This window comes from Vibrio sp. H11 (assembly GCF_004804295.1).
In the GTDB taxonomy this organism is placed as follows: Bacteria; Pseudomonadota; Gammaproteobacteria; order Enterobacterales; family Vibrionaceae; genus Vibrio; species Vibrio ostreae.
Genome location: NZ_SSHN01000012.1, coordinates 80,024 through 94,059 on the forward strand (window position 1 = coordinate 80,024; position 14,036 = coordinate 94,059).

The window sequence follows — 14,036 nt, forward strand, 5'->3', positions numbered from 1 at the left end:
CTAATGCCCGGCAGGCTCTGTATCTACTCAAACCGATTTGACCTGTGCAATGCAAACGCAAAACAGGATCTTGGGGCACACTTCAATCTTTGCTGTAACTGCCCTGTTGCTCAAAGCGGCAAATCAACGCTGGCACCGCAGCAGCGCTTACAGTTTGAAATGACCGACCAAACTGTTCATCTGCTGGCCCGACTGCGCCAGACGGCTGCTGATCGCTTCAGAGCGCTGCAGATTATGCGTCAGATCATTCACGATATGCTGAATCGCCACCAGGTTCTGGTTAATGTCTTCCGCCACCGCGCTCTGCTGCTCAGCGGCAGATGCAGTCTGGATGCCCATGTCATGAATCAGGCTGACCGCATCAGAAATGCCGGACAAGCTATCTTTAATCTGCACCGACTCCAGCGCCGTTTTCTCACCGCGCTCCTGACTCAGAGCCATACTGCGTACCGCTTTGCTAACACCCTGATGCAACTGCTGCAGCATGTCGCCGATTTCCTGGGTGCTGTTCTGGGTGCGGCTGGCCAGCGAGCGAACCTCGTCTGCCACCACAGCAAAGCCACGCCCCTGTTCACCCGCCCGCGCCGCTTCAATCGCTGCGTTGAGTGCCAGCAGATTGGTCTGCTCGGCAATTTCACCAATCACGTTCAGCACCTTGGTTATCTGCTCGGTTTGCTGGCTCAGCTCAGAAATGGCTTCTGAAGTGAGGTTGACTTCGTTGACCAGTTCGCCAATGCCTTCGATGGCCAGGTTCACTTCCTGCTGTGCATCGGAGATCTGGCGGTTGGCCGAATCAATCGCCTGCGCGGTGGAATGCGTGTTATTGGCCACTTCACGCGATGTGGCGCTCATTTCGGTTACCGCGGTCACCACTTTATCGGTTTCCAGACTGTGATCGCCCATCTGCTGGCTCGACTGACTGGTCTGCACATCGAGATCCGACGCTGCCGATTGCACTTCCTGCGCCGAACTGCGCAGATCGACAATTAACGGATGCAGTTTATCCATAAAGTCGTTAAAGGCCTTAGCTACTTCACCGATTTCATCACGGCTTTCTACTTTCAGCCGCGCAGTCAGGTCACCGCCACCGGCTGCCACCGCTTTTAATGAGTCCACGACATGCTGCAACGGCGCGACACAGCGCGAGACCAGCACGCTGACAATCACAATCGTCAGCACCAGCCCCGCCAGAGACAAACCGACCGCAGACCAGGTCTGTTCACTCAGCTGTGCTTCACGCTGCGCCTCGAACTGGGCGACCTGAGTGTCGATATCGTCAATATAAATACCCGTGCCCAGCACCCAGTCCCATTTTGGCAGGTACTCGGCATACCCCAGTTTCGGCGCCTGAGCATCAAGCGAAGGCTTGTGCCAGGAGAAATATAAGAAGCCGTCGCCACTTTTTGCGGCCTGGATCAATCCGGCGATCACCGGGACGCCATTTTTATCTTTCAGATCGTAGAGGTTCTTGCCTTCCAGCGCCGGATTGATCGCGTGCAGAGTATTGACGCCCTGCGAATCATAGGCAAAAAAGTAGCCGTCGCTTTCAAAGCGCATCGCTTTGAGGATCGCTTTCGCCTGCGCCTGGTTTTCACCGTTGCGGTCTGCATCGTACAGATCCTGAATCGCCGTCACGCCCATCATCAGATACGCTTTAAGCTCAGCTTTGCGGCTTTCGACCAACTGGGCGCGGTATTGGGTCAGTTCCTGCTGTAACGAGTTCATCCCGCTCCAGTAATTGACGGCCGTCACGATGGCCGTGATCACGACCAACGGGATTACGGTCAGCAATAGCAGTTTAGTTCGGCTTCTAAGAGAGATCATATTCTGGTCCTGTGGCTTTATAATTGTTGCTTTATTTTGTTGGTATACAAACAACCTGAGGCTATACCCTTGCTACTTGAAGCTGCAGCGGTGTTGGCTGCAACTCCAAGTTGTTTGAGTATATCTTGCCTCATTGGCAGAAAAGTTCTGTGAGGGTGACATAAGTTTCATACCTGCATGTTTAGCCTTTATCGGCCACCATCGGCGATACTTGACGCAGCTCCGACATCTTTCTGCAGTTGTGCTAACATAGCGCGCAGAATTTTTGAGGAATCCAGTATGCAAACGTTGGCAGGAAAAAAGATTCTGCTTGGTATCAGCGGCGGTATCGCTGCGTACAAATGTGCAGAACTCACCCGTCGCCTGATTGAGCGCGGGGCCGAGGTCCGGGTCGTTATGACGACGGCGGCGAAAGAATTTATTACCCCATTGACCATGCAGGCGGTGTCCGGTCATCCGGTGTCTGACAGTCTGCTCGATCCGGCAGCGGAAGCGTCGATGGGCCATATTGAACTGGCCAAATGGGCCGACCTGGTGTTGCTGGCACCGGCTAGCGCCGATTTGATTGCGCGTATGGCGGCTGGCATGGGGAACGATTTGCTGACTACGCTGGTGCTGGCAACGGATGCACAGGTTGTGGTGTCTCCGGCCATGAACCAGCAGATGTACCGCAACCTGGCCACGCAGGACAATATCGCGACGCTGACACAGCGCGGCATGCAGATCTGGGGGCCGGGCGCCGGTCAGCAGGCGTGTGGTGATGTGGGGCCAGGCCGTATGCTCGAGCCGATGGATTTAGTCCAGCGCTGTGAGGGTTACTTCGGCCCCAAGCCGCTGCGCGGTAAACGGGTGCTGCTCACCGCGGGTCCGACGCGCGAGGCGCTCGATCCGGTGCGTTACATCACCAATCACAGTTCAGGGAAAATGGGCTTTGCGATTGCCGACGCGGCAGCGAAACTGGGGGCAGAAGTGACCCTGATCAGCGGACCGGTGCATTTAACTACCCCAGCCAATGTGTCGCGTATTAATGTTAGCAGCGCCGTGGATATGCATGCTGAGGTGATGAACCAGGCCAGCGCACACGATATCTTTATCGGCTGTGCGGCCGTGGCGGATTACCGCCCGCAGCAGGTCGCCGCCCAGAAAATGAAAAAGACCGATGACAGCGATACGCTGACCATCACCATGGTCAAAAACCCGGATATTGTCGCCAGTGTGGCCGCAATGGCGCAAAACCGACCATTTACTGTTGGCTTTGCCGCTGAAACTGAGGACGTAGAGCAATACGCCCGCGGTAAACTGGTGAAGAAAAACCTCGATATGATTTGCGCCAATGATGTTTCAGTCGCAGGTCAGGGGTTTAACAGTAACGAGAACGCGCTGACGGTCTACTTTGCCGGGGATGCAACCCGTCCTGAAGGCAAACAGCTGCTACCACTGGCCTCCAAAGCCGAGCTGGCACATGCCCTGATGCTGTTGATCAACGACAAAATAAGCTAAACGCCGCTGAGTGCGCATCCCGCTGCGGGATGCGTGTCACGAGTTAACACTTTCCTCTTGTCTATTTGTGTTTACTCGCCGATATCACCACTCAGAGACAGCAACCGCCTGTGCGGTGCTGCCGTGCGCGCGACGACAGGCAGCCAAGTCAGTCGTCGCATAAAACTGTAGTGGTACTGAAAAGCTTGATTTGCAATAACTTTAATTTTAAAAAGCTTACGTTTTGAAAAGGAAAGACGGTTATGGCCGGCACTAAGAAAAGCAATCGACGTGAAGAAATACTGCAAGCCTTAGCAGAGATGCTCGAATCCCATGAAGGCGCCTCACGCATCACCACCGCCAAACTGGCCAAGCAGGTGGGTGTGTCTGAAGCCGCTTTGTATCGTCATTTCCCGAGCAAAGCACGTATGTTTGAAGGCCTGATTGAATTTATCGAAGAGTCCCTGATGTCACGCATCAACCGGATTCTGGATGAAGAAAAAGATACTCTGAACCGGATTCGGATGGTGATGCAACTGCTGCTGGCCTTCTCTGAACGTAACCCGGGCCTGACAAGAATTTTGTCCGGACATGCTCTAATGTTTGAAAATGAGCGCCTGCGTGAACGTATTAATCAGTTGTTTGAACGCATTGAAACCTCGCTGCGTCAGATCCTGCGCGAGCGTAAGATTCGGGAAGGCAAATCGTTCCCGGTCGATGAAAACATTCTGGCCGCGCAGTTACTCGGCCAGGTGGAAGGCAGTCTGAACCGCTTTGTACGCTCAGATTTCAAATACCAGCCAACCGCTAACTTTGAAGAGTACTGGTCACTGCTCAGTGCGCAGATTCAGTAATCTTGAATCATGACAATCTATTTTTACTCTTAATCAGACAGACCACATTATGAGTCAAAACAAATACGCCAAACCCGAATTTACTTTGTCACTGCTGCACCCGAAAAACTGGGGGGTGTGGCTCGGCTTTGGTTTTCTCGCTCTGCTGGTGAACCTGCTGCCCTATTCACTGCTGCTCAAACTGGGCCGGAGTCTGGGCAAACTTGGAATGCGCTTTGGTAAAAAGCGCGTTCATGTCGCCAAACGTAACCTGGAACTGGCCTTTCCGGATAAAGCGGCCGATGAAATCGAACGCATGGTGGAAGAGAACTTCAAAAACACCGGCGCGGCGCTGATTGAAACCGGCATCGCCTGGTTCTGGCCGACCTGGCGCTTCAAACGCCGCCTGATTAATAAAGACACCAGCGCACTGGCCGAGCACTTGCGTCACAAACAAGGCGTGCTGATGTGCTGTGTGCATGCACTTAATCTGGAAATCACCGCCCGTGCGTGCGGCGCACTGGGCTTGTCCGGTTACGGAGTATTCCGCCCACATAACAACCCGGCGTATAACTTTATTCAGTACTGGGGCCGCACTCACAACGGCAATAAGCTGGTTGACCGCAAAGATGTCAAACAAATGATTCGCGTCATGCGCCAGGGTGAGCTGCTGTTCTACCTACCGGACCACGACTACGGCCGCAATAAATCCGCGTTTGTACCTTTCTTTGCGGTTGAAGATGCCTGTACCACCACTGGTACTTACCTGCTGGCTAAAGCCAGTAAGTGTGCGATTGTGATGGGATCGGGATTTCGCAACGCGGAGGGTAAATATGAAATCTTCGCAGACCTGTCGGTGGAAGATCACTTCCCGTACGACGATGAAACCGCCTCTGCCGCTTACATGAATCAGTTTGTCGAGCAGCTGATCCTGCGCGCGCCAACCCAGTGGATGTGGCTGCACAAACGCTTTAAGACCATGCAGGATCCGAAGGTGGAAAAAGGCATTCGCTATAAGTGAGGTTGAGGCTGTAGGTTCTAGGAGAAAAGGTCTTAATAGCGGTGAATATCTTCACTGCGATGATGAAAAGTCTTAATCTCAGCTTGATACACTAAAAATAAAGCTCCGGCCTGAATCATCAGCGCCGGAGCTTTTTACTCTAGGAACCAGGAACCGAGTCCCTGAAAACCTCAAACATCAGATACCATATTGCGCGCGGTACGCTTTGACCGCTGCCAGGTGCTCGCTGTTACCGCCCTTCTCTTCGAGGTAAGTAATCAGGTCAGTCAGGCTGACAATCGAGACCACAGCACAGCCGAAATCACGTTCCACTTCCTGAATCGCCGACAGCTCGCCTTTGCCTTTTTCCTGACGGTCAATCGCCACCAATACACCGGCCAGATCCGCGCCGTTATTCTTGATGATCTCCATCGATTCACGAATTGCAGTACCGGCGGTAATTACGTCGTCTACCAGCATGATACGCCCCTGCAGCGGACTGCCGACCAGACTCCCGCCTTCACCGTGGTCTTTGGCTTCTTTACGGTTAAAGCAGTATGGCGTATCCACATCGTGGTGATCCGCCAGCGCAACGGCAGTGGTGGTCGCAATCGGGATGCCTTTGTAGGCCGGGCCAAACAGCACATCGTATTCGATAGCCGAGTCCATCAGCGCTGCGGCATAAAAACGGCCCAGACGCGCTAAATCGCGGCCAGTATTGAACAGACCAGCGTTAAAGAAATAAGGGCTTTTACGGCCTGATTTCAAAGTAAACTCACCAAATTTCAGGACTTCCTTTTCTAGTGCAAACTCAATAAATTCACGCTGGTACGCTTTCATGACTTTCTCTCTTTGATTTAGGCTCTAGGGATTAGGATCCTAGGTCCCAGGTTGGTTGCTTATATATCATCAGCTCCAGAACAACAGGTTCTGGAGTCAATATAATCGTCGACCTTGCCGGTTAAGATCTCAGGCCCCAGGTCCTGAAAACCTTGTGCTAATCGCAGCAAGGACGACGAAAAAAACACAAAAAAATAGCCCCCATAACGGGAGCTATCGATCAATTATTTTCTAACGACGCCTTCTGCGCCGAGACAATGTCTGCAATGCCTTTCTTGGCCACCGCCAGCAAATCCAGCAGTTGCTCATGGCTAAACGGTTCGCCTTCAGCCGTGCCCTGGATTTCGATCATGTTACCTTCTTCGGTCATTACCACATTCATGTCGGTGTCAGCAGCCGAGTCTTCAACATATTCCAGATCACACAACACGTCCTGACCCAGAATACCTACCGACACGGCCGCCACATGGCCTTTCATCGGGTTCTTCTTCAGTTTACCGCTCTCGACCAGCTTATCGAATGCATCCGCCAGAGCCACGCTCGCACCGGAGATAGACGCAGTACGGGTACCGCCGTCAGCCTGAATCACATCACAGTCAACCGTAATCATCAGCTCGCCCATGGCTTTCAGATCCACCACAGCACGCAGGCTGCGCGCGATCAGACGCTGGATTTCCATGGTACGTCCACCCTGTTTACCGCTCGCCGCTTCACGGCGAGTACGCGAGTGAGTAGCACGCGGCAGCATACCGTATTCAGCGGTTACCCAGCCTTTACCCTGGCCTTTTAGCCAGCGTGGCACGCCTTCTTCTACCGTGGCGTTACACAGCACCTTGGTATTACCAAACTCAACCAGTACAGAGCCTTCTGCATAGGCGGTGTAATGACGAGTAATCTTGATCGGACGAACCTGATCCGCAGCGCGGTTATTTGGACGCATAGGGCCTCTACCTTGTTTGTGTGAACGACGTTTTATGGTTTTACACAACACTTATGGCTGCGAAACGACGCGGGGTTGCAACGACAACCGGTCGAAACGGCGGTTGAACAAAACCGCAGCCGAAGGGTCGAATTTATTGGGGCAAAATTATAGCGGAAATCCTTGCTCAATCACAGAGTCTCTACACCCACTCGGCAACTTTTCTATGCTAGTATTATCGCCAGTTCATTTTTGAATATAAACCAAGGACATTTCGATGATTTACAGCATGACGGCGTACTCACGCAAAGAAGTCAAAGGCGATTGGGGCAGTGCCGTGTGGGAAATCCGCTCGGTCAACCAACGCTATCTGGAGACCTACTTCCGCCTGCCGGAACAGTTCCGTGGCCTGGAGCCAGTGCTGCGTGAGCGTTTCCGTAAGCGTCTGGCGCGCGGTAAAGTCGAATGTCATCTGCGTTATGAAGCCAACCATGCCGCGCAAAGTGAACTGAGCATTAACGAAGACCTGGCCAATCAGGTCATTAAAGCCGCCAGCCAGATCATGCATATGACCGGCGAGCTGAGCCGTATCAACCCGTTCCAGGTCATGCAGTGGCCGGGCGTGATGGAAACGCCTGAGCAGGATATGGACGAAATCAACCAGGCTCTACTGAACGGTTTTGAAGACGCACTGAATGAGTTTATCGAAGCACGCGGCCGTGAAGGCGACAACATGAAAGCCTTGATCGTGCAGCGCCTTGATGCGATCAGTGCCGAAGTGGTCAAAGTTCGCGCGCGGATGCCGGAAATCCTCGACTGGCAGCGTGAACGCCTGCTCACTAAATTCGAAGAAGCTAAAGTCGAACTGGAGCCGACCCGGGTTGAGCAGGAACTGATCCTGCTGGCACAAAAATCCGATGTCGCCGAAGAGCTAGACCGACTCGATTCTCACGTCAAAGAGACGCACAACATCCTCAAAAAAGGTGGCTCGTGCGGTCGCCGTCTCGACTTCATGATGCAAGAGTTCAACCGTGAGTCGAACACGCTGGCGTCAAAATCGATCAGCACTGACATCACTGCCTCCGGTGTGGAACTGAAAGTGCTTATCGAGCAGATGCGTGAGCAAATTCAGAATATTGAATAAAGTTTCAGCCGTAAATAAACCGATTGCAAAACCCTGCCTGGCAGGGTTTTTTGATCTTTTTCAATCCAGCCAGCTGGATGAAATAATTACCATTCGTCTTAAATAAGCAGATGAAACCATATGCAACATGAGTATAATAGGACCAAGAAGGCGTCGAAAAATGCAAAGAGTGTAGCTATCACGTCACATTAGGCCTTGAGTTACTAATGTCTCAATATAAATACAACCGCATTGAATCCCCCGAACTTATAATCGCCTGGCAGGTCAAATTGTCTGATGAGCTATCCGAGTCCGCGGCATACGGCGGCCACCATCTTGAATGCCTGCCATCCGGCCCTTTCCTTAACCCTGTTGATTAAAACGAATTGTATCAATAGATTTGATCGTTTGATTTTGTCTCGGAGATGTTGTTGTTATGTTGTTTAAACTCTTGTTTAAATGGTGTATCCGTTTAACTGGCAAATCGAAACCTGGTTTAGAAGTCACCGCCGAAAAACCTCGCGTTCTGATCATTCCTTATAATGCCATCGGTGATATGGTGATGACCGCGCCACTGTTCACAGCCCTTAAGAAAGCACATCCTGACTGGCAGCTTGAAGTCTTGTGCAGTTCGCGCAATCAGGACATTATCCGCTACCATCCGGCAATCCAGCGTTGCTGGCAAGTAGACCTCAGCCTTAAGCCACACCGGGCATGGTCACAACGCGCGGCCCGCAACGAATTGTATTCACAGCAATTTGATAAAATCGTCTATCTGGAAGAGCGGATTCACTGGGTCGCTTTGTGGCGGATTCATCGTTTGCACGCTGCCGAGAAACTCAGCCTGCCTTTTGCACAACGTCTGATTGAGAAAAAACAAATCGACCCGGTTGCGCTTGGAATTTTCGACCGGACTATCGGTGCTGACTATGAACACACTCCGCACTTCACCCGCCGCATGATGAGCATTGTTCCGGCATTGGGCGGTGAAATCCCGCACAAGATGGAGTATGACCTTAATCTGCCACACCAGAAAAGCGGCTGGGGCAAAGTGCTGCCGGCCGGCGAGCGTTTGCTGTTTAATCCTTGTGGCACACAAAGCGGCAACACTCTGAGCAGTGAACAGGCATGCTCGATTCTGACTCAGCTCGAAAGCCTGGATATCAAGGTGTGTGTGTTTGATTTGCCCGATGTGCGCCAGAAACTGGCCGATTATCCCCATCAGGATCGCATCTCTTATCTCGCCTCAGGCTCTATCAGCCAGGCCGGCGATTTGATTCGCGAGATGTCTTTGGTGCTGACCACAGATACGTCGATCGGTCATATTTCTTCAGCACTTGGCATTACGACTTTCATTATGCGTTCCGACGAAGCCTGGCGCGCTAACTGCGACCCGCTAGCCGATAACACATGCCTGCTGATTAGCAAAAACACCCTGGCCTCACTTGCACCAGAACTGGTTTTGGAACAGTTACAAAACTTCCTGAGTGAACACAAGCCCGCCGCATGTGCGTGACATAGCCACATTAGCAGGACATGTACATTAGCAGTGTACATTAGCAGGACACACACCGTACATTCAAAGCGGCTGTACATTAGCAGGACACACACCGTACATTCAAAGCGGCAACTCTCTGAGCAGTGAAATTTTATAAGGACACTCCCCGTTCCAACGCCTCATTGTCTAATACTTGAGTGACTGCGAACGACATCTGGTTATTTGCAGTCACTCTGAATCCGGTGCAGAAAAGCTGCACTTTCCGGTCATCTCCGCCATTCTTAATACATCTTTTCGCGGCAGAGAAACAACATGACCACAGCCAGAAGCAAACTGATTTGCCCTGATGTCACACCGTATTATCACTGTGTATCACGCTGTGTCAGGCGCTCTTATCTGTGCGGGCAAGATAAACTGACCGGCAAGTCATTCGAGCACCGTCGTGATTGGGTGGAACAAAAAATTCTCTCTCTTGCCACCATATTCTGTATTCGAATCTGTGCTTATGCCGTCATGAGTAACCACTATCACCTGGTCGCATTCATCGATAAAGAAGCCGCGCAAGCGCTTTCGCGGGAAGAGATCATCGAACGCTGGGCAGCCGAACATACGATTCCGAGCATCATACAACGTTATCTGGATGGCCAGCTGACTGGCCAGGCTGAATGGGAATGTTGTCTTAGCCTGATAGAAACTTGGCGAGATCGGCTTTGCTCACTGAGCTGGTTCATGAAAGAACTGAACTACAACATAGCGTTACAAGCCAATAAAGAAGATAACTGTACGGGTCGCTTTTGGGAAGGACGCTTTAAGTCCCAGGCTCTTCTGGATGAGAAAGCGTTGTTGGCGGCGATGGCGTATGTAGACCTCAATCCCGTGCGAGCCAAGCTTGCAGAAACTCCGGAGCAATCAGAGCACACCTCAATAAAAAGGCGGATCTCCAAACTAGAGCAAGAAAAAAGCACCGCAAGCCCGCTCGCCGATTTTGTCGGTTACCAGTCTCAGGAAGACACCTATGGTATTCCATTTCGGCTCATTGATTATATTGAACTGGTAGACTGGATTGGCCGACAATTTCGGACGGACAAAGCAGGTCGCATTCAACCAACTCAACCTGCCATTCTTAAACGCTTATCACTGCCTCAACAAGAATGCGTACAACTTTGCCGCAATCTGGAGCAACATGCTCGAGTTTGGATAGGTTCCAGCACCCATTTAATACATGCCAAATCGAAACTAAAACGTAAACGCCTGCTCGCCATTCATATATCCTAGTCCCTCCTCTTTTCGTCATATGCCTTCGAATAACCTGTCGGTAAAGATAATCTCGTCTGATTACTTATGATCTTACCGATCAGGATAAAGAATCCCAGCGTAGTCCATAATCCTGCTGCGACTCAGATAAACGGTTAACCTATAGCGAGTATGACGATCCAAGCATTAGAAGGACACACACCGTTCCAGGATCTCATTTCCTCATACATAAATGACTAAAAACTAAATCAGGCTGTTGTAAATCATGTGTTCCCATTAAAAATGCAGTGAAGGTGTGTGTCCCCGTTAAAAGCCACCTATGATTTGACACAATTTAACCTTGTTTCATAAACGATGATTATAGCCAAGCAACTGAAAAGCAGAGTAATATCCGGCAGCAGAGCAATGCGGCTCTGCTCTCTTTAATCTGATAAGCAGCTTGTCATCATGGAAAATATTGTCGAAAAACTTCTTTATTCGTCGCGCTGGATTATGGCGCCAATTTATCTCGGCCTGAGTTTGGTCCTGGCTGCTCTGGGTATCAAATTTTTTCAGGAGGTGTTTCATCTCATTCCGGTAATTTTCACCATTAAGGAAGTCGATCTGATTTTGATTTCCTTATCGCTGATTGATATCTCTCTAGTCGGCGGCCTGATTGTGATGGTGATGTTTTCCGGTTACGAAAACTTCGTCTCTAAAATCGATCTGGATGAGAACGATGACAAACTCGGCTGGCTGGGTAAACTTGACACAAGTTCGCTGAAAAACAAGGTATCTGCGTCTATTGTCGCGATTTCATCGATCCATCTACTGAAAGTGTTTATGAATACCGAACAGATCGACGGTGAAAAAATCAAATGGTACCTGCTGCTGCATGTCACCTTTGTTGTCTCAGCGTTTGCGATGGGCTATCTAGATAAAATCACCAAAAAGTAACAGTTAAGGTGAGTAACGGTTAAGGTGTGTGTCCTTCGAAGAGAATTAAGGGCGTGTGTCCTCGTTATAAATTATCTTCGTTATAAAAAAACCAGCCTCGGCTGGTTTTTTGTTTTTCTGGTATCAAAAATCGTAGCTGGCTGACAGTACGACCGTACGCGGTGATCCCTGCACCAGGTAGTTGCTGCCCGGGTAACCACCGGCAGATGCCCAGTAGTTTTTGTCGGTCACGTTATCGACCCGGGCACGCAGTGTCAGTACGTTATCTCCGACTTGCATACCATAGCGGGCACCGAGATCAAAGCGGGTCCAGGACGGCAGTTCCAGTGAATTGTCAGAACTCATGTATTGTGCACCAGTATACAGGGTACGACCTTCCAGAGTCAGGCCTTCCACAAACGGAGTCGCCCATTCCAGGTTCAGGTTAGCCTGCACTTTCGGTACGCCGATCGCTTTCTTACCTTGCGATTCTGAATCACTTTTCACAATTTCAGCATCAAGCAGAGTCACACCACCCAGTACTCTTACGCGCTCGATTGGCTCACCAAACGCTGACAGCTCAATCCCACGGTGACGCTGCTCACCGTTATCGGTATAGCTGTTGTTGCTGTCGTACATGTATGTCGGTTTGCTGATTTCAAACAGGCTGACCACCGCGCCGTAGCTGCCGGTATCGTACTTAACACCGACTTCATACTGCTCTGAACGGTTAGGTTTGAGTACTTCACCTTGGTTCGCCACTGCGCCGCTGGTATTTGAAGCTGGTGCTATCTCGCCCGGTAACAGTGCTTCAGCATAGTTGGCATACAGAGAGACATCCAGGGTTGGCTGATACACCACCCCCACTGACGGAGTCAGGGCCGTTTTGCTGTAAGCGCCATTTTCTGCACCAGTACCGTAATCAAAACTCTTGGTTTCTATCCTTTGCAGACGCGCGCCCAGCATCAGTTTGACCTGGTCATCAAACAACGACAACGTATCCACCGCCGCCGCACTGCTGTAAGTTACACGTTCCGTTTCAATCGGATCACTCAGGCTGCCACCAAGCCATGCACCGGCTGGCTGGCTGATCTGGGTGTAATCATCCAAAGAGCCGACGCTGGTCGTCGCTGACATCACATACGCGTTTTTCGAACGCGACTGATACAGTGAGCCGGATAGCACAACAGTATGACCAATACTGCCGGTAGTAAATTCGTGTCTTACCCCGCTGTCGGCTGACATCACGGTATCTTCACGCACGTTTTCAAACAGATACGCGGTCAGATTACCATTACCGTCAGCGGTCGGGTTAGCCAGCAGGTTATGCTCTTTGCCGCGGCGCATGCCCGCTGCAAGCCAGCCGCTCGTCTGGCTGCTGAAGTCGTATTCTGCCCGCACCACACCAAACAGCTGCTTCTCATCCGTGTATGTCCAGTCCTGAGCATATTTCGCATCGCTGCTTGGCAATGGCGGGATCGCACCACCCGGCGTCACACTCGGACGCGGTGAATCAATATGATGATCCTGATAACCGGCATCCGCCGACATACGGAAGTTCTCGCCCCGATGATCAAAGCCCAGGCTCAGCATACCAAGCTGGGTATCCTGATCATCGACGGCATCATCACCGCCGCGGGCAACCAGATTGACACGCAGGCCATTCTCCTGGTTGTCACCAAAACGACGCCCCAGATCCAGCGCGCCATAACCCTGACCACCGGACTGAGTACCAACCGTGACGCGGGTCAGCGGTTCGCTGCCGGCGCGCTTCGGTACCAGGTTAACCGAACCACCAATCGCACTGCCGCCCGGCGCCGCACCATTCACAAAAGTGTTGGCACCGCGGAACACTTCGACCCGTTCCAGCATTTCTGCTGCCACATACTGACGCGGCAGAATGCCGTACACGCCGTTCAGGGTCATGTCGTCGGAATATACCGGGAAACCACGAATCATGTACAGTTCCTGGAAGTTACCAAAGCCGACCGACTGACGTACCGTCGGGTCATTTTTCAGCGCATCACCGACACTTTTTGCCTGCTGGTTAGCCATCAGTTGTGAGGTGTAATGCGTTGATGAAAATGGCATATCCATGAAATCCTGATTGCCGAGAATACCCGCCCGGCCGGAACACGCTACTTGTCCCCCCTGGTACTCACCACCCAGATCAACTTGTGAACCAACAATGGTGACCACTTCGTCAGGGTGTGTGTCCTCGTTAGAAGTAGCGGTTTGGTTAAGGTGTGTGTCCCCGACAGCTGTGTCTGCCAGAGCGTAGCTGGCTTGCCCTATGGTTAACGCGGCAATCACGCCAAGTCCGACCGGAGTGAGACGGAACGATTTCATAA

At 51.5% G+C, this 14,036-nt stretch carries 11 protein-coding genes; 7 read left to right on the forward strand and 4 right to left on the reverse strand.

Annotation, left to right across the window (positions count from 1 at the left end):
- Window positions 1-147: 147 nt before the first annotated feature.
- Entirely contained in the window at window positions 148-1,824 is a 1,677-nt protein-coding gene (locus tag E6C74_RS16835) for a methyl-accepting chemotaxis protein (RefSeq protein ID WP_136487212.1), read from the reverse strand.
- A 279-nt stretch (window positions 1,825-2,103) separates the two neighbouring features.
- Here E6C74_RS16835 and coaBC point away from each other — a divergent pair, with 279 nt between their 5' ends.
- The 3 genes from coaBC to lpxL all read left to right on the forward strand — a co-directional run bounded on the left by coaBC (window position 2,104) and on the right by lpxL (window position 5,157).
- Window positions 2,104-3,324 carry a bifunctional phosphopantothenoylcysteine decarboxylase/phosphopantothenate--cysteine ligase CoaBC gene (coaBC, locus tag E6C74_RS16840; RefSeq protein WP_136487213.1) on the forward strand — a complete coding sequence of 407 codons (1,221 nt, stop codon included), beginning with the start codon at window positions 2,104-2,106 and terminating at the stop codon, window positions 3,322-3,324.
- A gap of 242 nt (window positions 3,325-3,566) precedes the next feature.
- On the forward strand, window positions 3,567-4,157 hold the full coding sequence (gene slmA, locus E6C74_RS16845; protein WP_136487214.1) for a nucleoid occlusion factor SlmA: 591 nt from the start codon (window positions 3,567-3,569) through the stop codon (window positions 4,155-4,157).
- A 49-nt stretch (window positions 4,158-4,206) separates the two neighbouring features.
- Window positions 4,207-5,157 (forward strand): LpxL/LpxP family Kdo(2)-lipid IV(A) lauroyl/palmitoleoyl acyltransferase, encoded by a 951-nt coding sequence (lpxL, locus tag E6C74_RS16850; RefSeq protein ID WP_136487215.1) that lies wholly within the window; start codon window positions 4,207-4,209, stop codon window positions 5,155-5,157.
- Between the two features lie 177 nt (window positions 5,158-5,334).
- On the opposite strand, the gene pyrE is transcribed toward lpxL, so the two are convergent.
- Window positions 5,335-5,976, reverse strand: coding sequence for an orotate phosphoribosyltransferase (gene pyrE / locus E6C74_RS16855; RefSeq protein WP_136487216.1), 642 nt, complete (start codon window positions 5,974-5,976; stop codon window positions 5,335-5,337).
- Window positions 5,977-6,196: 220 nt separating this feature from the next.
- On the reverse strand, window positions 6,197-6,916 hold the full coding sequence (gene rph, locus E6C74_RS16860; RefSeq protein ID WP_136487217.1) for a ribonuclease PH: 720 nt from the start codon (window positions 6,914-6,916) through the stop codon (window positions 6,197-6,199).
- A gap of 256 nt (window positions 6,917-7,172) precedes the next feature.
- On the opposite strand from rph, the gene E6C74_RS16865 reads away from it, so the two are divergent.
- The 4 genes from E6C74_RS16865 (at window position 7,173) to E6C74_RS16880 (ending at window position 11,706) form a co-directional block, all read left to right on the forward strand.
- Window positions 7,173-8,039 carry a YicC/YloC family endoribonuclease gene (locus E6C74_RS16865; protein ID WP_136487218.1) on the forward strand — a complete coding sequence of 289 codons (867 nt, stop codon included), beginning with the start codon at window positions 7,173-7,175 and terminating at the stop codon, window positions 8,037-8,039.
- A 415-nt stretch (window positions 8,040-8,454) separates the two neighbouring features.
- Window positions 8,455-9,534, forward strand: a complete 1,080-nt coding sequence (locus E6C74_RS16870; RefSeq protein WP_136487219.1) for a glycosyltransferase family 9 protein — start codon at window positions 8,455-8,457, stop codon at window positions 9,532-9,534.
- Between the two features lie 294 nt (window positions 9,535-9,828).
- On the forward strand, window positions 9,829-10,791 hold the full coding sequence (locus E6C74_RS16875; RefSeq protein WP_136487220.1) for a transposase: 963 nt from the start codon (window positions 9,829-9,831) through the stop codon (window positions 10,789-10,791).
- A 426-nt stretch (window positions 10,792-11,217) separates the two neighbouring features.
- Window positions 11,218-11,706, forward strand: coding sequence for a TIGR00645 family protein (locus tag E6C74_RS16880; RefSeq protein WP_136487221.1), 489 nt, complete (start codon window positions 11,218-11,220; stop codon window positions 11,704-11,706).
- 123 nt (window positions 11,707-11,829) lie between these two features.
- Here the strand turns inward: E6C74_RS16880 and E6C74_RS16885 are convergent, their stop codons facing one another.
- On the reverse strand, window positions 11,830-14,034 hold the full coding sequence (locus tag E6C74_RS16885) for a TonB-dependent siderophore receptor (RefSeq protein ID WP_136487222.1): 2,205 nt from the start codon (window positions 14,032-14,034) through the stop codon (window positions 11,830-11,832).
- Between the last annotated feature and the right edge of the window lie 2 nt (window positions 14,035-14,036).

Coding starts and splice junctions, on each gene's coding strand:
- E6C74_RS16835 (WP_136487212.1), bottom strand. CDS start 1,824: ATGATCTCTCTTAGAAGCCGAACTAAACTGCTATTGCTGACCGTAATC.
- coaBC (WP_136487213.1), top strand. CDS start 2,104: ATGCAAACGTTGGCAGGAAAAAAGATTCTGCTTGGTATCAGCGGCGGT.
- slmA (WP_136487214.1), top strand. CDS start 3,567: ATGGCCGGCACTAAGAAAAGCAATCGACGTGAAGAAATACTGCAAGCC.
- lpxL (WP_136487215.1), top strand. CDS start 4,207: ATGAGTCAAAACAAATACGCCAAACCCGAATTTACTTTGTCACTGCTG.
- pyrE (WP_136487216.1), bottom strand. CDS start 5,976: ATGAAAGCGTACCAGCGTGAATTTATTGAGTTTGCACTAGAAAAGGAA.
- rph (WP_136487217.1), bottom strand. CDS start 6,916: ATGCGTCCAAATAACCGCGCTGCGGATCAGGTTCGTCCGATCAAGATT.
- E6C74_RS16865 (WP_136487218.1), top strand. CDS start 7,173: ATGATTTACAGCATGACGGCGTACTCACGCAAAGAAGTCAAAGGCGAT.
- E6C74_RS16870 (WP_136487219.1), top strand. CDS start 8,455: ATGTTGTTTAAACTCTTGTTTAAATGGTGTATCCGTTTAACTGGCAAA.
- E6C74_RS16875 (WP_136487220.1), top strand. CDS start 9,829: ATGACCACAGCCAGAAGCAAACTGATTTGCCCTGATGTCACACCGTAT.
- E6C74_RS16880 (WP_136487221.1), top strand. CDS start 11,218: ATGGAAAATATTGTCGAAAAACTTCTTTATTCGTCGCGCTGGATTATG.
- E6C74_RS16885 (WP_136487222.1), bottom strand. CDS start 14,034: ATGAAATCGTTCCGTCTCACTCCGGTCGGACTTGGCGTGATTGCCGCG.